The following is a 19,533-nucleotide window of genomic DNA, read 5'->3' on the forward strand; positions in this document are numbered from 1 at the left end:
AATGATTCCATGATTTATAATAACCGAAAAATAGGTATTTTTGATATTTTTAGAAAACTCTTTTTATTGAGCGGCAAGGACAGCCAATTAAGGGGAAGAACGGTGCAAACATGTAAACCCTCTTGAGATTGCTCCGTATATTGTAGTAAGAAGCGGAGGTGAAAAAATGCTTAAGTATTTTCTTTATTTCCTGTTGTACTCTTTCTATTGGGCTGCGACCAGCTTATTGGGAAGAGTGATAAGGGAAACCGGGATGAATACCTTCAACTTATTCCCGTATACAGTATACTTTGTAACTTTTCAATTTCTTGCAGGTGGCATGTTGTTGGGCGTGCCGGTGCTGCTAAAACTCAAAGGAACACCGGGGAGATGGAGGTTTGATTATAAAAAATTTCTGGGTGCAGGAATCCCAGCACTTTATCTCGGTTTTCATTCCCTCTTCTACTTCATCATTCCTTCCATCACGATACCCAATTTCTTTCATATAAGTATCTCTCTGCAGGAGCCGATGTTAATCCTGGCCGGCTTGATTTTTACAACAAGTTTTTATAAAAAAGAAAGTAATCTTCCCTTGTAAAACAAAATCCATTCAATAAGTGCTGATTCTGACTTTCCATACATTTGAGAATACCGGCTTACTCTAGTACAATCAACGGATAGAAGATTGTGAAGAGTGGTGTTTATATGAAGAAGATTATTGTCGTGGGCGGGGGGATCCTCGGTGCTTCCGCTGCTTATCATCTGGCAAAACAAGGCACAGATGTCATTATTGCTGACCGTTGTCATACTGGGCAGGCCACGGATGCTGCCGCTGGGATTGTATGCCCATGGCTGTCACAACGGCGCAATAAGGCCTGGTACCGCCTGGTGAAAGGCGGTGCTCGTTACTACCCTTCCCTTATTAAGCAGCTGGAAGAAGACGGGGAAACAGACACAGGGTACAAAAGAGTAGGGGCGATAAGCCTTCATACAGATGAGGAAAAGCTTGAAAAAATGGCTGAGCGAGCAATAAAGAGAAGAGAGGATGCCCCTGAGATCGGAGAAGTCCAGATCTTATCCAAGGAGGATACCCGCAAACATTTCCCGCTGTTGTCGGAAGAATTCGGCTCTGTATATGTAAGCGGTGGAGCTCGCGTTAATGGGAGGGCTCTCAGGGATTCACTGATCAATGGTGCAGTAAAGAACGGAGCGCGCCTGGTTCACGGTCAGGGTTCCTTGCTTGCTGAAGGTAAAAGAATCATCGGACTTGAACTGGAAGGGGAGCATTATCTCGCTGATGAAGTGATCGTGACCGGAGGAGCCTGGGCTTCGGAACTTATCAAGCCCTTAGGGATAGAATTCAATGTTTCCTTTCAAAAGGCGCAAATTCTTCACCTTCGAATGGAAGGTATGAATACAGAGGATTGGCCGGTGGTCATGCCGCCGACCAATCAATATCTTCTGAGCTTTGAGAATGGCCGAATTGTGGCAGGTGCGACACATGAAGATGAAACAGGGTATGACGTCCGCCCGACTGCAGGCGGTGTTTATGAAATACTCGAAAAAGCCTTGAAAATTGCTCCAGGTATAAAGGATGCTGCAATTTTGGAAACAAGAGTCGGGTTCAGGCCCTATACACCAGGTTTCTTACCGGTCATTGGAAGGATGCCGGGATATGAAGGATTATTAACAGCAAACGGATTGGGCGCTTCAGGATTGACGAGCGGCCCTTATCTTGGAGCCGAGCTTGCGCGATTGGCACTAAATTCAGAAACAGAATTGAACCTGGACGATTACCCTGTCCAGGGGGCCCTAGTAGAGGGTTCGGATTAAATGAAAGTTCTTCTTTTTTACAGAGAAGGTATGATATGATGTTTTCGGCTTCCTTTTTTTCAGGCAAGCCGATTTTTATTGTTTAGGTCAGGAGTATGATTATGGTGAGTCTGCAAAAAGCTTTCATTTTAGGGTTGGCAGCTTTAATCCAAGGTGTAGCTATGTCTGTTTTTTTATTTCCGCATTTCATCCCTTCCGGAGGAGCTGCAAGTGCAGGGGTACTGCTTAAATACCTCTTTAATATTCCGTATGAAGTTACATTATGGACATTAAATGCCGGCTTGCTGATTTTGGCAGCAAGATGGCTTGGGACGAAGAATGTACTATGGACGCTCTATTGCGTAACGGTTACATCCGTGATGATCAAGTTGCTGTCATCGGTGGTTATATCCCCAGTATCCTACATACTCATAGATCTTTTCACAGGTGCTGTTATGTTTGGCATCGGTATAGGCTTCCTGTTCAAGATGGGAGCCTCTTCAGGAGGAATGGATATCCTTGCCCTGATTTTGTCAAAGTGGAAGGGTTTTCCTCCAGGCAGATGTTTGTTTTGGATAAACGGCTCATTGCTGCTGTTGACCGGCATTGTAGTTGATTGGGTCATCGTCATTTATGCTCTGGGGTGTCAGTTTATCGCGACGAAAATATTGGATTTGGTTTACAATTTAGAGTTTAAGTCTCTTTCACGGGGAAGGTCTGCATTTACTAAAAGCAGTATCTAGCCAGGCGTCTTCCTGTGTAGTCCAGGAAACTTCAGCCTCTTGCAAAACTTCTATACATAAATAAGTGAAACTTGAATGAAAATAAGATAAATCTATTTTCTGGAAGGTTTTGTAATGAGTATTATAATTTTGATTTTATACATAGTGGCAGGAGTTAAATATGGAGAATGGTCAAAGTTTAATGAGTACTATTCGACCATTTTATTTTTTATCATAGGAGATTTGTTATCACAGTTTCTCCTGTATGATCATTCCCTGTGGATGTTTCACCCGATGGATAAATTAGATCGATTGTTTTACTTGAATCACACGAGCATTGCTCTTTTAAAAATGGCGATTCAATACACTGTGACTGTGGCGATCTTCATTGGAAGGCTTCCGGAAGGGGTAGGGAAACAAGCCCTGATGGTCCTTTTTTGGACGGTAATCTATGGATTGAATGAATATTTAACCCACCTATTGGGAGGGCTCAGTTATCATAAAGGATGGAATTTCGGATGGGACATTGTTTTCAACATAATGATGCTTACGATGCTGATCATTCATTACAAAAAGCCTATCTTGGCATGGATCTTAACGGTTCCTATCATCGTAACGCTCTGGTTTATATTTGATATTCCTCTTGAAGTATTAAAATGATATAAATGACCAAAAGCCCTGCTGTGAGGGCTTTTTTTAATGCAGAATTTTCTTTTCCTGATGGAGTTTAAGGCTCTCCAATAATGGTTGCGGCACCGGTATCAACTTATGGCTGCGGGTTGTTTCATCATAAGATTTGAAAGAAAAAATCTCCTTATCCTGGGAAGATAGTGTCATTTGTAAAATGAAAGTATTGTCTTTTCCCTTTGTCTCTAAATGAAGATAATAAGGAAACAGATCCAGCTGGTATGTATTGTAGACATTCCCCAAAAGATCTTGAGTTGAAATCTTTGTTTCTTCGTGTCCGATGATGAGTGGCAGCAACTCTTGGATGTGAACCTTTTCAGTATTATGGTTCTTGACTAACGTCTCGATATCATCAGTTAAATGTTTTGAGAATCTTTTCACCCGTCCAATAAAATCTTTCATCCAATTCCTCCTTTCTTACTAATTTGTCCCATTGAAAAGATAATCATTCCGGTCCAGAAAATGGATAAACCGAACATGTTTACCTTATTCATCACAGGGAAGAGTTAAGATATATTTCAACCAATTGGAGGGATGATATCATGACAGAAAGAAGACCAGACTCAATACCGGGACAGGAACAAAGCCATCAGCCCGGATTAGAATCGGACATGAATCCAAGACCTGACTTTACGGGCAACCTGGCTGGAGTTTCCAAGAGGTTAAACGGCAAGACTGCATTGATCACTGGAGGAGACAGCGGCATTGGAAGAGCGGTTGCTGTTGCTTATGCAAAAGAAGGTGCAGATGTTGCAATTGTCTATCTGGAAGAAAACAGCGATGCCCAGGAAACAAAGGAATATGTTGAAAAAGCTGGAGGCAAATGTTTACTGATTTCCGGAGATGTGGCTGATGAAGAGTTCTGCCAAAAGGCTGTCCAAGAGACCGTTGATGAATTCGGAAAACTGGACATCCTGGTAAATAACGCGGGGGAACAGCATCCTCAGGAATCCATTGAGGATATCAGTAAGGAGCAGCTGACCAGAACCTTCAGCACCAATATCTTTTCAATGTTCTATCTGACTAAAGAAGCGCTCAAGCATATGGAAGAGGGAGGGGCCGTCATCAATACTTCTTCCATAACGGCTTATCAGGGAATGCCCAAGCTGATAGATTATTCTGCAACTAAAGGTGCGATTACAACATTTACAAGATCACTGTCACAGTCGTTGCTTGATCGCAAAATCAGGGTGAACGCTGTGGCACCTGGTCCCATCTGGACACCGTTGATTCCATCTTCCTTCTCTGAAGATACGGTAGAAGGATTCGGTGACGAGTCTGTTCCCGTGCCGATGAAGAGACCTGGTCAGCCGGCAGAGCTGGCTGGAAGCTATGTATTCCTTGCAAGTGATGATGCTTCTTATATCACTGGACAAATGATGCACGTAAACGGCGGTACTATTGTAAATGGATAATAGTCAAGGCACTTCCTTTTTAACCGGAAGTGCCTTTTAGTTGTGTTTGAACAGCCATCTCATTGGAAAAACAAGTATTAAGAAGTTTACAATTAGACTTAAGGCTTCTGTAAGGAGGCGTTCGGATGTTCATTGTATCAATATTGGCAGGTCTTTCATTGTTGATCTTTGCTCTTGTCGGTTTAAGGGACAAGGGTGAAGATAATATTCAGAACAAAATAGTGAAAATCGGCTTTATCCTGCTTGGTGCATTTCTGTTATATGTCGGTATTATTGATACCATTTCATTATTTACTGACCCATCCGGTTATCTTGAACAGAGAAGGTGAAAGGGAATTGAAGGAGAAACTGTATTATCGCAATCCGTATATTCGTGAATTTAAAACCCAACTGATTTCACAGCAGCAAAGTAATGATGGAAGATGGTTTGCCTCACTGAAAGAAACTGCTTTCTATCCGACAGGAGGAGGACAGCCTTATGATACAGGTATCTTGAACAACAGCAATGTGACAGAAGTAGAGGAAGTCGATGGCTGCATCCGCCACTATATCGATAAGCCTTTGGATGAGACAAATGAGATTACCGGGAAACTGGACTGGGAGAGGCGTTTCGATCACATGCAGCAGCATTCGGGACAGCATATCCTGTCAGCAAGTTTTTCTGAAAGATTAGGATATGAAACGGTAAGTTTTCACCTGGGTAAAGAAACTTGTACCATCGATATCAATACTCCTGAATTATCAGAAGCAGAGGCTTTGAAGGCAGAGGAACTTGCCAATGAAGTGATTCTGCAGAATCGGCCGATACATACTAAGTGGATAACTAAAACCGAAGCAGAAAAGTATCCACTCAGAAAGAAATTATCAGTGGAGGATGACATACGCCTCGTGATCATTCCGGAGTTCGATTATAACGGATGCGGAGGCACCCACCCTGGCAGCACAGGTGAAGTGGGCATGATCAAAATTTTGGAATGGGAAAAACAAAGGAAGAATACACGAGTAACCTTTGTCTGCGGAAATAGAGTCACTTCGCAGCTTCATAAGAAAAATGCCATTTTGAGAGAGCTGACAGGGGCATTGAATGCGCCTCCGTCAGAAATGCATTCAGCAGTTATGACTCTAATAGAGAATAACAAGAAAAATGAAAAACTCCTGGATGAGGCAAGAGAGACTATCCTCAAATACGAAGCGGAAAACCTCGCTGAATCTGTGAGGGAGATAAAAGGGATACCTGTCGTAAAGAATGTGCTTCAAAACCGATCCATGGCCGATTTGCAAAAAATGGCTAGGAGCATATTGCAACAAAATGAAGCAGTCGTCTTGCTGGTCAGTGAGAATGGGGACAAACTTCAATTTGTATTCGGTGCAGCTCCTTCTTGCAACGCAAACATGAAAGAGCTCATGGCGTACGCACTGGAACTCACAGGGGGAAAAGGAGGAGGAAATCCTGCCATGGCACAGGGAGGAGGCAGTGCGCACATTAAAGGGGAGGAGCTCCTTGAGCACTTGATCAAGAAAATTTAAGATATTGTTAAAATGGGCTGTCCAGAAGAGAACTTGAGTTGCTCTCGGACAGCCTTGTAGTGTTGTAAAGGACGCTATGAAAGGCAAATTAAAAATTAGTCCTTAAGAGGACCTGTAAAGGACGCTAGAAAAGCAAAATAAAATTTATAGTCCTTAAAAAGGGCTGTAAAGGACGCTAGAAAAGCAAAATAAAATTTATAGTCCTTAAAAAGGGCTGTAAAGGACGCTAGAAAAGCAAAATGAAATTTATAGTCCTTAAAAGAGGCTGTAAAGGACGCTAGAAAAGCAAAATAAAATTTATAGTCCTTAAAAAGGGCTGTAAAGGACGCTAGAAAAGTAAAATGAAATTTATAGTCCTTAAAAGAGGCTGTAAAGGACGCTAGAAAAGCAAAATAAAAATTATAGTCCTTAAAAAGAGCTGCAAGGACGTTAGAAAAGCAAATTGAAAAGTCCTAAAGAAAATGGAGCCCCAAAGGACTCCATAAACAAATTTATCTCTTATTTCAGCCACTGATCAACCATTTCACGGTTTTCTTCAATCCATGTTTTGGCCCCTTCAGCCGGGTCTCCAGCATCTTTGATTGTGGCCATCAGGCTTCCTAATGAATCATCATCCATTTTCCAATTGTTCATCCACTTGATCACTTCAGGATGATCCTCTTCAAAACCTTTTCTGGTCATATAATAAATATCATCTGCTTCACCATATACTTTCTTCGGGTCTTCGAGGTATTTCAGATCATATTCAGAAAAAGCCCAATGTGGATTCCAAAGCGTGACAACGATAGGTTCCTTATCTTTATAGGCTTTTGATAATTCCGCCATCATGGCCGGTCCGGAACTTGTAACCAGGTCGAGTTCAAGTCCGTATTCTTCGATGGCATCCTGTGTCATGGCGGTTAAACTTGCCCCGGGGTCGATTCCGACTATCCTGCCTCCGAACTCATCTTTTCTAGCATTCAATTCCTCAATGCTTGATATATCCTCCATGTAGGAAGGGACTACAAGGCCAAGCCCTGTATTCTCATACCAGATTTCATGCATATCGAGCTGCTTTTCGTACTTTTCCATAAGAGGTTTATCTGTATTAGGGAGCCATACTTCCGGTGCTATGTCTAATTCATCCCTCGTGATTCCAAGCCAAACAGGCGCTTTCTCCATGGATTTTAATTCGACTTCATAATCTTTCTCTTCCAGGAGTACTTTCCACATATTTGAAACAGCGATATTTTCTGCCCAGTTATTCAATCCAATGACGAGGGATTTATCCTCGCCCCCTCCTTCTCCGCCATCATTATTACAACCAGTTAATAAAATTCCTGTTGCAATCAATCCAAATACAATAAGATCAATCACCTTTTTTTTCAATAGGGACACCTCATATCAATTTAGTATTTAAGTTAATTGTTTCCTGTGAGTTGGGGGATTATGCAGTTTGATATATCAGGTTATTTGCTTAAGTTCGAAAAACTCCTTCTCTTTTGCCAGCTAATGATATATAATCAACTGTATTAACACTCATAGTACACTACATACAGACGGGAGGGTATCAATGTTCGAAATAGATTTAAGAAGCCGTAAACCGATTTATGAGCAGCTTGTAGACAAGTTAAAACAATTGATAATCAGTGAAGTTTTAAAGGCAGATGAACAATTGCCCTCTGTCAGGACATTGGCGGGGGAACTGACCATCAATCCAAATACAATTCAAAAAGCATATAGAGAATTAGAAAACCAAGGGTACATCTATTCAGTAAAGGGAAGGGGCAGCTTTGTGAACCCGGCTGCTCACATCCAAAATTCCGAGAAGGCAAAGAAGGTTATATCAGATATCGAGAAGCTTGTTGCTGAAGCTTTATATCTGGGTATTTCTGCAAAAGAAATCATGGAACTTGTAAAGAATATAGAAAGTAATGTGGCAGGGGGAGTTAAAGATGATTCAACTTCATAAAGTGTCAAAGCAGTATGAAGGCAGAGAGAGCGTTCATAATGTATCCCTGTCTATCGAAAGGGGATCAGTTTATGGTCTGCTGGGATCGAATGGAGCAGGCAAAACGACTCTACTTAAAATAGTGAGCGGTATTTATAAACCAGACAGCGGGGAGGCCAACATAGATGGGGAAGCCGTCTATGAAAATCCATCAATTAAGCAGAAGTTGTTTTTTTTAGCCGATACGCCAGCTTTCCTGCCACAGTATAACGTTAAGCAGATGGCTTCTTTTTACAGCTCTCTATACAACAGTTGGGATCAAGACAGATTCAATGAATTAGGAAAGATATTTGGAATTGATCCTAAAGTGAAGCTGCATAAATTTTCTAAAGGGGTTCAGAGACAAGCGGCATTTTGGCTTGCTCTATCCTGCCGGCCAGAAGTTCTGATTTTAGATGAACCTATTGATGGACTGGATCCGGTGGTTCGAAAGAAGGTTAAATCCATTTTGATGGAAGAGGTTGCTTACAAAGATATGACGATTTTAATCTCTTCACATAATCTCGAAGAAATTGAAGATCTTTGCGATCATGTCGGAATCCTTCATCAGGGACATATTTTAGTGGAAAAGGAACTGGATGAACTCAAGTCAGAATTCCACAAGGTCCAAATTGCCTTCAGACAAAAACCCCCGGGGGAATTGTTTGATCGTCTGCATGTTTTGCAGAGAGACCAGAGAGGGAGTGTCATCTCTTGTATTGTAAAAGGTGATCACTCAGCCATAGAAGATATGGTAAATGAGTACGAGCCAGTAATTTTTGATCTCCTTCCATTGACACTCGAAGAGATATTTATCCATGAAATGGGGGATGCCGGTTATGCAGTCAAGCAAATCCTTGTTAAATAAAGAAATCGTGTCTCTTATCTTCAGGAATACCGGCTGGATCGGAATCGTGTACTTTGCAGGACTGATCTTTGCCCTTCCTTTGAACATTTGGATGATGGCCACGAGTGAAGAGCCATCTTATTTACTTACATATGGGCATCTGTTTCAAGTCAACTTTGTCCTGCAAGCTGGTTTGATGATGGTTATTCCTGTATTACTGGCTGTTTTTCTATTCAGGTATTTACATGTAAAACAGCAGGCTGATATGATTCACAGCCTTCCGATCAGCAGGGAAAAGCTCTTTATTCATTTTTCGGCTGCAGGTCTGGTAATGCTGGTGCTCCCGGTTATATTGACTGCTTTATTCATGAGTGTCATTTCGTTGACAAATGATTTGGGGCCAAACTATCAAATTTCAGATATAACCAATTGGGCACTGCTCACCATTTTAATGAATGTATTGTTTTACGTTTGCGGGATCACGGTGGCGATGCTCACCGGACTTTCTGTCGTCCAGGCAGTATTGACATATATTCTGCTGTTGTTTCCTTCAGGGATGTATGTTTTATCAGTGCTTAATCTAAAAAACTTCTTGTTTGGATTCCCTCAGGAATACTTCATGGCGGTTCAAACGGAGAATTTCTCACCTGTCATCAAAGCAGGATTATTTAATGAAGTGCAGCTTACGACCATTGAGATCATTATTTATCTTATCATGATCATTCTTTTCAGTATTCTGGCCATGTTTCTATACAAGAAGAGAAAAATGGAATCATCCTCGCAAGCATTGGTGTTTCCTGTACTGCAGCCCGTCTTTAAATTCGGCCTGATTTCCGGTGTAATGTTGGTCTCTGGTGGTTATTTCAGTGAAGTCCAAAACACTCTGAATTGGATGCTTTTTGGTTATGGGGCAGGATTCGTGGTTGGTTACCTTCTGTCTGAAATGGTGTTACAAAAAACCTGGAGAATTGTTTTGAAAGTAAAAGAGATTGCTATTTTTGCTGTATTTATCGCTGTCATTGCTGCTTTTTTTCACTTGGGCTTCAGAAACTATGAGTCTTATATTCCAGAAGCAGATGAAATTGATAGGGTCTACTTTAGCAGTCACATTTATTCTTATTTGGAGGAGTATGAAGAGGCACCTGTTCGTTACCTTACAAAAGAGGAGAATATTGAAAATGTCAGGAACCTGCATCAGGCAATCCTTTCTAACAGGGAAAGTAAAGGGCCTGAGCAATTGTATCTTGTTTATGAACTAAAGTCGGGAGAAAAGGCTGTCCGGCGTTATGAAATCAAACAAAATGAATTCGATTCTTTCTATGAGAACATTTATGAATCCGTGGAATATAAAAAATCCATCAATGAGGTTTTATCAATTGATGCTCGAGAGGCTGATAAGTTAACAATCACAGCCAGGGGGCCTTATGATAAGCAAATAAACATTACCGAGGAATCTCTATTAGTAGAAGCGATAGAAGTCTTGAAGAAAGAAGCATTGGAAGAATCATATGAGAGCATGGTTAATCAATCAGAAAACTTGTATGATATCGAGATCTTGCTTTCAAATAATCGAAGGGTGTATGTCCCTTGGAAACCTTCCTATGTTGAATTTAAGGACTGGCTTATTGAAAAAGATCTATTCAATAAAGTCAAAGTAACTTCAGAAGATGTGGAAAGAATCATCTTCTTTAAACGGGAGGATCACCAAACGGCTGCCGGGATGGAAGTGGATTTACAAGGTTCAATTTTTAAACTGGAAGAGGAAGGGAAAGCTATGAGCATTACTTCCAATGAACAAATTGATGATTTATTGGATATTACTTCATGGTCATCGGATGGTGAGTATATGGCGGCAATCTATTTTAAGGGGCAGGACTACCTGGATATAAAAGGAATTGCAGCCGAAGATGTACCAAGTTATATAAAAGAACATTTTGATAGATAACAGGGAAAAGGGGGAGTAATATGGCGGCCCGATTCAATCATTTATATAAGCAGTACCATAAACTGGTTTACCATATTGCGTTACGCATAACAAAAGACAGCAACTTATCAGAGGACGTTGTACAGGAAACGTTTATAAAAGCCTATAAAAAGATCGATACATTAATAGATGAGAGCAAAGCTGGAGGCTGGTTGTCTTCCATTGCCACACGAACCAGCATTGATTTCATCAGGAGGGAAATAAGAGCCAGGGAAGTCCTCATCGATCCATATAATATTGAGACGGAGTGTTTATTGTCCTCAACACGGGAAGAAGTGGAGGAATCCGTTGACATATCACTGTTCAAGGAAGAACTGTTCACTGAAATTAAACAATTGCCTTCAGCTCAGCAGGAAGTATTTCTACTTCGTGTTCAGTATGGATTAAATGAGGACGAAATCGCAAAGAAACTCGATTTGAAGAGAAGTACAGTAAAAACCAGGTTCTTCAGGGCAAGAAAGAAATTAAAGAATTTATATACCTTAAAATACAGTGCTTAATTACCAGAGAGGAGTTTTCTTGCAGAAAGCTCCTCTTTCTTATCCAAAATTAAACAGATAAATCGACAATAAAGCATTGACTTTTCCGAAAATTCAACCTAATATTTTACATGTGTCAACAGGTTGTTACAAATTTGTAATAATTAAAGGAAGTTAGTTTCGTAGAAATTCTCAGAGATTCAAAGAGAAACAAGTATAACTGTACTGAAAAACTACAATGCAAAGGATGTCACGATGAGAGAAAAATTAAAAGCCTATGGAGTACCACTGCTGGTGATCATTGCACTCATAGCCGCGTTATTTTTTCACCAGCTTTCTACAATGACAAAGCTTCCGAATGAAGAGTGGAGCAGGTCGATTGCCTTCGACTTTGAAGGAAAAGAAATGCCGATTACTTTTCAGCGGGGGAATGAATTTTACCTGACGAATGTTGATAAAGTAAAAAAATTCGTCATCGGTGAAGGGTTGACCATTGAAAGTTCTGAAGAAATTGCGATGGATGTGCCAAGGGGATATCCTTTTTGGACAGATGGTGAGAATTTTATCACTCTTTCCAAAGGCAGTTTGATGCTTACACGTAACGGTGAACCAGAATCAATTGATGAAAACATAACAGGTATAGCAACCGATGAAGAAAAAGTTCTGTATTGGAAAAATGGAGAGGTTTTCACTTATCTCTTTGATAGCGGTGAAACCAAGAAACTACATACCTTTAAAAATGAAATAAAAGATATCGTTTTCGGGAGCAACGGCAGTTATGCTGTTGTTCATCAGAAAGACGATGCAAATGCAGAAATATTCTTAGTGCATGCAACAGGTGAACTAATTGAGAAGCCGGTTTTATCAGTGAAAAACTCACGATATGACCAGCTTGGCAGCCTTGTGTTGAACATTGAGGATGAACAGTTGAATATGATTTATGGAAGAGAAATGAGGACAGGAGGTTCTCTCTCTTTTAGCATGTATAAAGCTTATGGAAACATTAATGAACTGGGTACCAAACCGTTAACGGTACAGAAACTGGGTTTTATCAATGAGGAAAGTAACTCAAAATTGGAGGCTCCTGATTATGCATCTCTGGTTAAACTTGACGGAGAATTGCATCTTGTCTTCACTGCAGAAGGCCAGAGGATCGGGGATAACAGCGATATGAGATTGTATTCAGGGAAGTTAAGTAAAGGGAACGAGGTTATCGCAAGGCCGGTCAATACCAATAATAATGTCGCACAAAATCCCATGAAAGCCAATGAAGAGTCATTACTGTGGATTTCTTTCAATGGTGATTACTATCAGCTGTTTGGTGCCTCGCAAAACAGTCAAGTGAAAGCGGAGAGTATAAAGCTTTCAGAGGAGGATTGGCAGCTCAGTGCATATAACTCTTTCCTGATGTTATTCAGCAGTATGGTGACAGTCCTGACGGCGTTTTACTGGTTTCTGCCATCACTCACCCTGCTGTTATTGCTTTATATTCTGAAGCCGAACATTTTTGAAAAAGATGATATTAACTGGGTAGAATACGTATCTATTTTGATATTTATCATTATGCCGTTCACTTACATGAGTAAAGCGATGAATCCTTATTTTTATGAAGTGGCACCGTTCTACTATACTTTCGATTACAGCGGGATCATACTGCTGATCCTTATCAGCATTGTGACAGCCATCGTCTGGAAGATTGGCAGAGATCCTGACTGGGGTACATTTGCCGGTGTATTTTACTATATGCTCGTATATATGTTGTTCTATATCTTTTCAGTAGGTCCGTATATTTTCAATCTTTTTTAAGGAACCTTATTGCCCGGCTATTATGCCGGGTTTTTGTATTGCAAATTTTCCTCAGATAATTCTAGTGTTTTGGTTACAACTTACCGGTTATTTCGTTTTATTTCAACAGTATAGGGTAATAGACTTCTGTAAATCTTTTTAAGGCGGTGTTAAATTTGAATAAAACTTATGAAGATTGCATTAAAGCCTGCCAGGAATGCCTGGAAGCATGCAATGTGTGTTTTGACAGCTGTTTAAAAGAAGATAACGTGAAGAAAATGGCAGAATGTATTCGTATGGATCGTGAATGTGCCGATATCTGTTCACTTTCCATTAGTGCCATGCAGTATGGCAGCCCAAATGTGAAAAGCATTTTAAAGCTGCTTGTGGAAGTATGCCAATCCTGTGGCGATGAATGCAAGAAGCACGATCATGAACATTGCCAGAAGTGCGCAGATGCCTGCTTTAAGTGTGTGGAAGAATGCAAAAAGCTTATTTAATAGGATAGAGAAAAGCAGTTCCTGCCATAGGAACTGCTTTTCTTTTCTCTTATAAGGATTACTTCCAATCTGTACGGCACTTTACGGCCGCCTTCGCTTTAGTATCATCCAGCTCCGGCGGCCAGCGCCTTCGCTTTAGTTGTAATCCTGGTTATATTTCCTTTCGCTTGATGACTGGTCTTTTGTGTTGGATTTTTCTCTTTCTTCTATTTTTTCCTCGCGTATATCTTCTAGTGGAAGCGGATCTACATTCTGCTCACTTTCAAACTTGTCAAAGATGCTTTCTTTGTCTTTATCATACTGTTCAGGATTATCAAAGTTATCGAAGCCCTTGCCTTTATAATTTCTTTTATCATTTTTTTCCGCCATTTAAATTCCTCCCTATAGTAATGATCCATCTACTTGAAAATTCCCTATTAGAAAGGCTGTCAAACAAAAATCAGCGCCTTCCTGAAATTACTATTTTTTAAGTGGGTTTAATGGGGTATACATAACTAAATTCAAATTGAAGGAGGGACCCCTAGTGAATAATCAAGGCAGCTGGTATACTTCCAAAAATCAAAAATACGAAACCTGGAAGGGAAGGCAGGACCGAAAAGTAATCAATAAAAGCCTTCTTTATTACGGTATTCCATCCATTTTAATGATTGGCCTGCTTCTGATAGGCGCCTAAAGCTCTGCAGCTTTCTGCAGGGCTTTTTCTTTGGGGAAAGGTCCTTAAGTCCTGCTGCTTTACTCAAAAACTCAGTTAGGGTAATGTAGTAATATAAATAATACGGGGGTCCTGGCATAATGAAAAAATATGAGGCAGTACATAATGACCAAATCAATGTGGGAGGACTCGATTTTTCTTGGAATCTGGAGAAAGGATTGTTCCAGTTTGAAGGAGATGATGCAGTTCTATTCTGGATCAGTTCTGCAATGAAATCTTTTTTCGATACTATAGAAGAAGTCTCTGGACAAGAAGCAGCCAAAGTAGTGCTGGAAACGACAGGATTCAGACAGGGACTTGTCGTAGGCCGGTATTTTCAGGGCTTGAAAATGCCTGTTGAGGAAGTGGCAAAAGCCATTCCGGCTACATATGCTTCAGCTGGCTGGGGCAAGATTGAAATTACCGAATTGGATGAAGGTAAAACCACAGCGAAAGTAAGATTGAAGGACAGCTGGGAGTATAAGATCAACGTTGCACAGGGAAAACAGCAAACGACAACTTTCCTGGCAGGACATTTTTCCGGGATTTTCACTGCATTGTTCGGCTCGAATGTTTGGTTTTCGGTAAATCGGGATCAAATTGAGAATGGAGATTTTGGCGAGTTCCATTTTGGACCTTCAGGGATTACGATTGAAGAGAATATTCATGATTTGGCTAGAAAATCAGAGTCTGACCGTATCTTAAAGCTTGAAAGCATGGTGGAAGAGAGGACAAAAGAACTGACTGAACTTGTAAAAGAAATCTCTTCTCCCATTATACCTGTTCTTGAGGGAATCGTGGTGGTTCCGTTGCTCGGCAAATATGATGAGAACCGCTCTGAGGATTTGATCACCAAGACATTAAATAATCTTCCGAAACATAAAGCTGATTATCTTGTTATAGACCTTACAGGACTGCATCAATACATAAGCCAGTTCACAGTGGAGTTTCTCAGCAAACTGGCATCTGCAGCTTCGTTAATTGGAACAGAAACCATTCTGGTGGGGATTTCTCCTGAACTTGCCCAAGAGATCACTGGAACGAATATGCAATTATCCCGCTTCAGCTGTTTTTCAACATTAAAACACGGAATATACTATGCGATTGGGCAGCAGGGAAGACAAATCTATTAAAAAGCAAGCGGTATCCCCGCTTGCTTTTTTGTTTTACCTTTATGAAAGGAGGGAAAGGAAGGGGGAGAAGGGGTGGATGAATGATGTCTAAAGAAATTATCGGTGTTTTTAGTTCCGTGAGTCAATTGGCTGCTGAACTAAAAAAAGTCCCTGCTGGTGAGCTTCAGTTCTTTACAGCAAATCCTGACCATTACAAGAAATTAAGTGAGGAAACTCCTTTAAAAGGTGAATTGCTGAAGGTGGATGAAAGTAAGGAAGACAGCGGGATACACAGTTTAGCAACTGCTTTCGATGAGGATGACGGTTCCTTGCAATTGATGCAGATTGAAAATATCCTTCGTGATTTTGGTTTCTCACAAAAGGATGCAACAGAGTGCAAGACATATTTACATAAAGGCATGATAGTTGTAACAGAAAAGGTTTAAGACATAGAAGGCAGTGGTATGAATCAATTGTAGCAAGATAATATATTTGGGAGGTAGTACATATGAACAAAACAGACTTAATCAATGCAGTGGCAGAATCAGCGGACTTGAGCAAAAAAGATGCAGAAAATGCAGTAAAGGCTGTATTGCAAAACATTGAAGAAACATTGGCGAAAGGTGATAAAGTACAATTGATCGGTTTCGGGAACTTTGAAGTAAGAGAGCGTTCTGCAAGGAAAGGGCGAAATCCGCAAACAGGAGAAGAAATGGAAATCCCGGCTAGCAAGCAGCCGGCATTTAAACCAGGGAAAGCTCTTAAGGATAGTGTGAATCAATAGTAAAGAAAGACCAGCCAGATGGCTGGTCTTTTTATGTGTAAGGCCAAAAGGCAATCTTTTTTGTGGAATAAAAAAATCAAAACTAAAAAACTGTCCGAAATAGGACAGTTTTTTAATATTAATTACTCTTCTTCTTGGTCTTCATCTTCTTCCAGGTCAGGGGAATCTGTTCCGTTGTCACTTTGTTCCGGATCTTCGTTCAGCATTCCTTCATTGTCCTCTTCAGATGCAGGATTGCCTTCATCTGTTCCTTCTGCATCTCCAGAAGTACTGCTGTTATCGTTGCTTTCTGTTTCATCCATATTTTCTTCTTCCTGGATGATGTCTTCATCTTCCTGCCCTTCTTCAGCGCTACAGCCGGTCATGATGATGCCTGCAGCCAAAGGGACTGATAGAAATAAATTCTTCTTATTCATAACTAACACTCTCCTTAATAATTATTTTGTTCCAGCTGTCTATTAAATGTTTACCACAGAGTCTTTTGTACTAAACAATCTAACATATATTAATTTGAATTATCCCAAGATTGTTAAATTGTGTTCAGCTGGTAAATAAAGGGGTTTTTCCAAAGAATGTTTCATGCTAGAATTATAGTACAATTATAGTAGATAGGGGTATTTGCTTATGTTGGGGGAAGAAAACAATCCGGAACTATTTTATGCCAGCTTTCAGTTTGCAGCCGTCGGGATGGCTTTGGCAGACATCCAGGGGGATTTTTTGATGGTGAATCCTTCTTTGACCCGAATAACAGGATACTCTAATAATGATTTGATGCAAAAGAGGGACGCTGATATAACCTATCATGAAGATATAAATCTGGATCTAAGGTTTTTACAGCAGTTACTAAATGGCGAGATCAGCTATTATGAAGTAGAGAAACGCTATATCAATAAGGAAGGACACAAAGTGTGGGTCCATCTGAGTGTTTCAGCTTTTGAGGATAATAAAGGTCAAAAGTTTTTAATTTACCAAGTAAAAGATATTAATAGAAGAAAAAAAGCAGAAAAAAATTTGCGGAGAAGTGAAGAACAATACCGGAAACTCGTGGAATTATGTCCTGATGCCATTTGTGTCCATAATAAAAATGAAATCCTCTATGTGAATGAGGCAGGACTTAAAGAACTGGATGTAAAGGAAGAAGAATTGGTCGGTAAGCCTATATTAAGCTTACTTAATGACGGCTACCATCAATTTTATTACGGGATAGTAAACGAAGATTGGTCTGCTGAGCAGCTGGAATTCAGTATTACACTCCCGGATGGACGTGAGAAGGACCTGATTTGCAGCAGTACACCTATCATGTTTCAGGGGGAAAAGGCGTTCCAAGTAGTTTTCCGGGATAATACATATAATAAAGAATTAGAAAAAACGAATGACATATTGCTGCAGCAATCTGAGAAGATGAACCTTGTGGGTGAATTGGCAGCGGGGATTGCGCATGAAATCAGAAACCCTTTGACTTCATTAAAGGGTTTCCTGCAGCTTTTATCAGCAGATTTTGAAGATCATTCATTTCCCTACGATAAAATTATTTTTTCAGAGATTGACCGGATCAATTCAATCATCAATGAATTGCTTCTCCTTGCAAAACCGACAATAGAAGAATTAAAGAAGCTTGATATTCGCCATGTAGTCAATCAAGTTGCTCTTTTTATGAAAGCCCAGGCCAATATGTATAATATTGAAGTCTTGGTCGATCTTCCAAAATATCCAGTGATACTTGAAGGTTCGGAAAATAAATTGAAACAAGTATTCATCAATCTCTTGCAGAACTCGATTGAGGCTATGCCTTCGGGAGGGAAGATCACTATAGAAATTTCTGTCTTGTCTGAGACATTTGTATTATCCTTCAAGGATGAGGGATATGGTATCCCTGATGAATTGATTGATAAGATAGGGAAACCTTTTTTTACAACCAAAGAAAATGGCACAGGTCTCGGTTTAATGGTGACTAATAATATCATCCAGCACCATAAAGGCTCTTTAAGTATTCTGAGTAAAGAAGGAGAAGGAACAGAGATACTTATAACCTTTCCCAGAACCAACTATTGAAGGGGTTTATAAGGCTGAGCTGCTGAAAAGCAGAAAAAGCAGATCGGGAATTCCCGGTCTGCTTTTTCTCTTTAAAGAAATAGAATCTTGAAGGCTTCCCAGCCAAAATAAAAACCGAAACCAATAAGCGAAAGGCCGGATACACAAGAGATGATAACGAGTAATCGGTCAGTAAGGAATCTCCTAAAGGAACTTGCAAGAGCCGCCATGCATACGTCCCAAAGGGTCAAACCGATAAATATAGCTGCGCTGTAAAGAACCAGATGCGCATGATCAACTGTTTGGGCTGTCTTTGCCAGGACAGAACCATAAATCCCAAGCCAAAAAAGTACGGTGAGTGGGTTAGACAATGCCATAAAAAAGCCGGTAAAAAACGTTTTAAAATAAGATCCATCATTATGCCTGGAAGAGGAACTTATTTTGCCGGCCCCTATCAGGCTTTCAATTCCTGTATAGACAAGAACGAAGAAACCGAACGACCATAGAAAAGTTTTTATAAGCGGGGTATGTAAAAAGTTCACCACACCAAAATAGACAACAAGCATATACAAAAAGTCAGCAGCAACCGAGCCAATACCAATCAACCATGCATGCCAGAAACCATTTTTAATCCCTCTATCCAGTTGGGCGGCATTGATGGGGCCGATTGGAGCGGCGAGTGATAAACCCAGAAGAATATAACTTAAGAAGACAGCCATTCTTTCACCCCTAAATAAGATAACTTGTACATCTTATTCAGAGGTTGTCCAGATTATCACAATTGACTTGGAAAGAGCCTTAACTACATGACAATATGGGAAAGCGGGTTACATATGGGTAATAGTAAATAAGGGCTTCGGAGGTGTATAGAGGGAAACTTGAGAAATCGAAAAAGAAAAACGGTCTAGGGTGCTCTTATTTATAGCGATGCATGAGCTTCTTCCAATAGTCTCATCATTTCTTGGGCACGGTGGTATTTTTTCTGTTCTTCGGGTGAAGCCTCTGACATGGAAGCATGGAGGTTATTCAGAAGGGACTGCGCATAGTGTATGTCTTGAGCCGCCCGTTGATAATGCTGGGGATCATTGTTTCCCTGAGCGTCCAGTAGGTTGCGTTCAGCCATTTCAACTTGTTTTAAAGCTTCTTCTAGATTGTTATTCATTGTTGTTTCACTCCTAAAAATTGGGTTTGAAGGCATAGGACAGGAAT

General features: G+C 40.4%; 24 protein-coding genes. 18 read left to right on the forward strand and 6 right to left on the reverse strand.

Going from position 1 to position 19,533, the window contains the following annotated elements:
- Positions 1-166: 166 nt before the first annotated feature.
- The 4 genes from ACOJQI_RS09065 to ACOJQI_RS09080 all read left to right on the forward strand — a co-directional run bounded on the left by ACOJQI_RS09065 (position 167) and on the right by ACOJQI_RS09080 (position 3,173).
- Positions 167-577 (forward strand): hypothetical protein, encoded by a 411-nt coding sequence (locus tag ACOJQI_RS09065; RefSeq protein WP_421384902.1) that lies wholly within the window; start codon positions 167-169, stop codon positions 575-577.
- A gap of 107 nt (positions 578-684) precedes the next feature.
- A complete protein-coding gene (locus ACOJQI_RS09070) occupies positions 685-1,812 on the forward strand; it encodes an NAD(P)/FAD-dependent oxidoreductase (protein WP_421384903.1) in 1,128 nt (375 codons plus the stop codon).
- A 101-nt stretch (positions 1,813-1,913) separates the two neighbouring features.
- Positions 1,914-2,534, forward strand: coding sequence for a YitT family protein (locus ACOJQI_RS09075; RefSeq protein ID WP_421384904.1), 621 nt, complete (start codon positions 1,914-1,916; stop codon positions 2,532-2,534).
- 114 nt (positions 2,535-2,648) lie between these two features.
- Positions 2,649-3,173, forward strand: coding sequence for a CBO0543 family protein (locus ACOJQI_RS09080; protein ID WP_421384905.1), 525 nt, complete (start codon positions 2,649-2,651; stop codon positions 3,171-3,173).
- Between the two features lie 36 nt (positions 3,174-3,209).
- Here ACOJQI_RS09080 and ACOJQI_RS09085 read toward each other — a convergent pair whose 3' ends face one another.
- On the reverse strand, positions 3,210-3,602 hold the full coding sequence (locus tag ACOJQI_RS09085; RefSeq protein WP_421384906.1) for a hypothetical protein: 393 nt from the start codon (positions 3,600-3,602) through the stop codon (positions 3,210-3,212).
- 140 nt (positions 3,603-3,742) lie between these two features.
- Here ACOJQI_RS09085 and ACOJQI_RS09090 point away from each other — a divergent pair, with 140 nt between their 5' ends.
- From ACOJQI_RS09090 to ACOJQI_RS09100, 3 genes are all read left to right on the forward strand, one after another.
- Positions 3,743-4,615 carry an SDR family oxidoreductase gene (locus ACOJQI_RS09090; protein WP_421384907.1) on the forward strand — a complete coding sequence of 291 codons (873 nt, stop codon included), beginning with the start codon at positions 3,743-3,745 and terminating at the stop codon, positions 4,613-4,615.
- A 125-nt stretch (positions 4,616-4,740) separates the two neighbouring features.
- Positions 4,741-4,944: a hypothetical protein gene (locus ACOJQI_RS09095; RefSeq protein WP_421384908.1), complete on the forward strand. Its 204-nt coding sequence runs from the start codon at positions 4,741-4,743 to the stop codon at positions 4,942-4,944.
- A gap of 7 nt (positions 4,945-4,951) precedes the next feature.
- Entirely contained in the window at positions 4,952-6,142 is a 1,191-nt protein-coding gene (locus tag ACOJQI_RS09100) for an alanyl-tRNA editing protein (protein WP_421384909.1), read from the forward strand.
- Positions 6,143-6,640: 498 nt separating this feature from the next.
- On the opposite strand, the gene ACOJQI_RS09105 is transcribed toward ACOJQI_RS09100, so the two are convergent.
- Positions 6,641-7,510, reverse strand: a complete 870-nt coding sequence (locus ACOJQI_RS09105) for a glycine betaine ABC transporter substrate-binding protein (protein ID WP_421384910.1) — start codon at positions 7,508-7,510, stop codon at positions 6,641-6,643.
- Between the two features lie 184 nt (positions 7,511-7,694).
- On the opposite strand from ACOJQI_RS09105, the gene ACOJQI_RS09110 reads away from it, so the two are divergent.
- The 6 genes from ACOJQI_RS09110 to ACOJQI_RS09135 all read left to right on the forward strand — a co-directional run bounded on the left by ACOJQI_RS09110 (position 7,695) and on the right by ACOJQI_RS09135 (position 13,706).
- Positions 7,695-8,093, forward strand: coding sequence for a GntR family transcriptional regulator (locus ACOJQI_RS09110; protein ID WP_421384911.1), 399 nt, complete (start codon positions 7,695-7,697; stop codon positions 8,091-8,093).
- On the forward strand, positions 8,077-8,979 hold the full coding sequence (locus ACOJQI_RS09115) for an ATP-binding cassette domain-containing protein (RefSeq protein WP_421384912.1): 903 nt from the start codon (positions 8,077-8,079) through the stop codon (positions 8,977-8,979). The genes ACOJQI_RS09110 and ACOJQI_RS09115 overlap by 17 nt, the downstream gene beginning before the upstream one ends.
- Complete coding sequence (locus tag ACOJQI_RS09120; RefSeq protein ID WP_421384913.1) at positions 8,951-10,903, forward strand: DUF6449 domain-containing protein; 1,953 nt, start codon at positions 8,951-8,953, stop codon at positions 10,901-10,903. Before ACOJQI_RS09115 ends, ACOJQI_RS09120 begins: the two co-directional genes overlap by 29 nt.
- Positions 10,904-10,923: 20 nt before the next feature.
- Positions 10,924-11,442, forward strand: coding sequence for an RNA polymerase sigma factor (locus ACOJQI_RS09125; protein ID WP_421384914.1), 519 nt, complete (start codon positions 10,924-10,926; stop codon positions 11,440-11,442).
- Positions 11,443-11,676: 234 nt separating this feature from the next.
- Positions 11,677-13,227 (forward strand): hypothetical protein, encoded by a 1,551-nt coding sequence (locus tag ACOJQI_RS09130; protein WP_421384915.1) that lies wholly within the window; start codon positions 11,677-11,679, stop codon positions 13,225-13,227.
- Between the two features lie 155 nt (positions 13,228-13,382).
- On the forward strand, positions 13,383-13,706 hold the full coding sequence (locus ACOJQI_RS09135; RefSeq protein ID WP_421384916.1) for a four-helix bundle copper-binding protein: 324 nt from the start codon (positions 13,383-13,385) through the stop codon (positions 13,704-13,706).
- A gap of 135 nt (positions 13,707-13,841) precedes the next feature.
- Here the strand turns inward: ACOJQI_RS09135 and ACOJQI_RS09140 are convergent, their stop codons facing one another.
- The gene (locus ACOJQI_RS09140) at positions 13,842-14,075 is read right to left on the reverse strand and encodes a hypothetical protein (RefSeq protein WP_421384917.1); all 234 of its coding nucleotides are present in this window, start codon (positions 14,073-14,075) and stop codon (positions 13,842-13,844) included.
- A 154-nt stretch (positions 14,076-14,229) separates the two neighbouring features.
- Between ACOJQI_RS09140 and ACOJQI_RS09145 the strand changes: the two genes are divergently transcribed.
- The 4 genes from ACOJQI_RS09145 (at position 14,230) to ACOJQI_RS09160 (ending at position 16,293) form a co-directional block, all read left to right on the forward strand.
- Positions 14,230-14,379: a hypothetical protein gene (locus tag ACOJQI_RS09145; RefSeq protein ID WP_421384918.1), complete on the forward strand. Its 150-nt coding sequence runs from the start codon at positions 14,230-14,232 to the stop codon at positions 14,377-14,379.
- 119 nt (positions 14,380-14,498) lie between these two features.
- Positions 14,499-15,530, forward strand: coding sequence for an STAS domain-containing protein (locus ACOJQI_RS09150; protein ID WP_421384919.1), 1,032 nt, complete (start codon positions 14,499-14,501; stop codon positions 15,528-15,530).
- A gap of 80 nt (positions 15,531-15,610) precedes the next feature.
- The gene (locus ACOJQI_RS09155) at positions 15,611-15,955 is read left to right on the forward strand and encodes a hypothetical protein (protein ID WP_421384920.1); all 345 of its coding nucleotides are present in this window, start codon (positions 15,611-15,613) and stop codon (positions 15,953-15,955) included.
- A 62-nt stretch (positions 15,956-16,017) separates the two neighbouring features.
- Complete coding sequence (locus ACOJQI_RS09160) at positions 16,018-16,293, forward strand: HU family DNA-binding protein (protein WP_421384921.1); 276 nt, start codon at positions 16,018-16,020, stop codon at positions 16,291-16,293.
- A gap of 122 nt (positions 16,294-16,415) precedes the next feature.
- On the opposite strand, the gene ACOJQI_RS09165 is transcribed toward ACOJQI_RS09160, so the two are convergent.
- Positions 16,416-16,709, reverse strand: a complete 294-nt coding sequence (locus ACOJQI_RS09165) for a hypothetical protein (RefSeq protein ID WP_421384922.1) — start codon at positions 16,707-16,709, stop codon at positions 16,416-16,418.
- A 208-nt stretch (positions 16,710-16,917) separates the two neighbouring features.
- Here ACOJQI_RS09165 and ACOJQI_RS09170 point away from each other — a divergent pair, with 208 nt between their 5' ends.
- Positions 16,918-18,345, forward strand: a complete 1,428-nt coding sequence (locus ACOJQI_RS09170) for a PAS domain S-box protein (RefSeq protein WP_421384923.1) — start codon at positions 16,918-16,920, stop codon at positions 18,343-18,345.
- 71 nt (positions 18,346-18,416) lie between these two features.
- Here the strand turns inward: ACOJQI_RS09170 and ACOJQI_RS09175 are convergent, their stop codons facing one another.
- Entirely contained in the window at positions 18,417-19,043 is a 627-nt protein-coding gene (locus ACOJQI_RS09175) for a LysE family transporter (RefSeq protein ID WP_421384924.1), read from the reverse strand.
- A gap of 200 nt (positions 19,044-19,243) precedes the next feature.
- Positions 19,244-19,486, reverse strand: a complete 243-nt coding sequence (locus tag ACOJQI_RS09180) for a hypothetical protein (protein WP_421384925.1) — start codon at positions 19,484-19,486, stop codon at positions 19,244-19,246.
- Between the last annotated feature and the right edge of the window lie 47 nt (positions 19,487-19,533).

It is taken from the genome of Bacillus salacetis, from assembly GCF_049177075.1.
Taxonomy (GTDB): domain Bacteria; phylum Bacillota; class Bacilli; order Bacillales; family Bacillaceae_B; genus Rossellomorea; species Rossellomorea salacetis_A.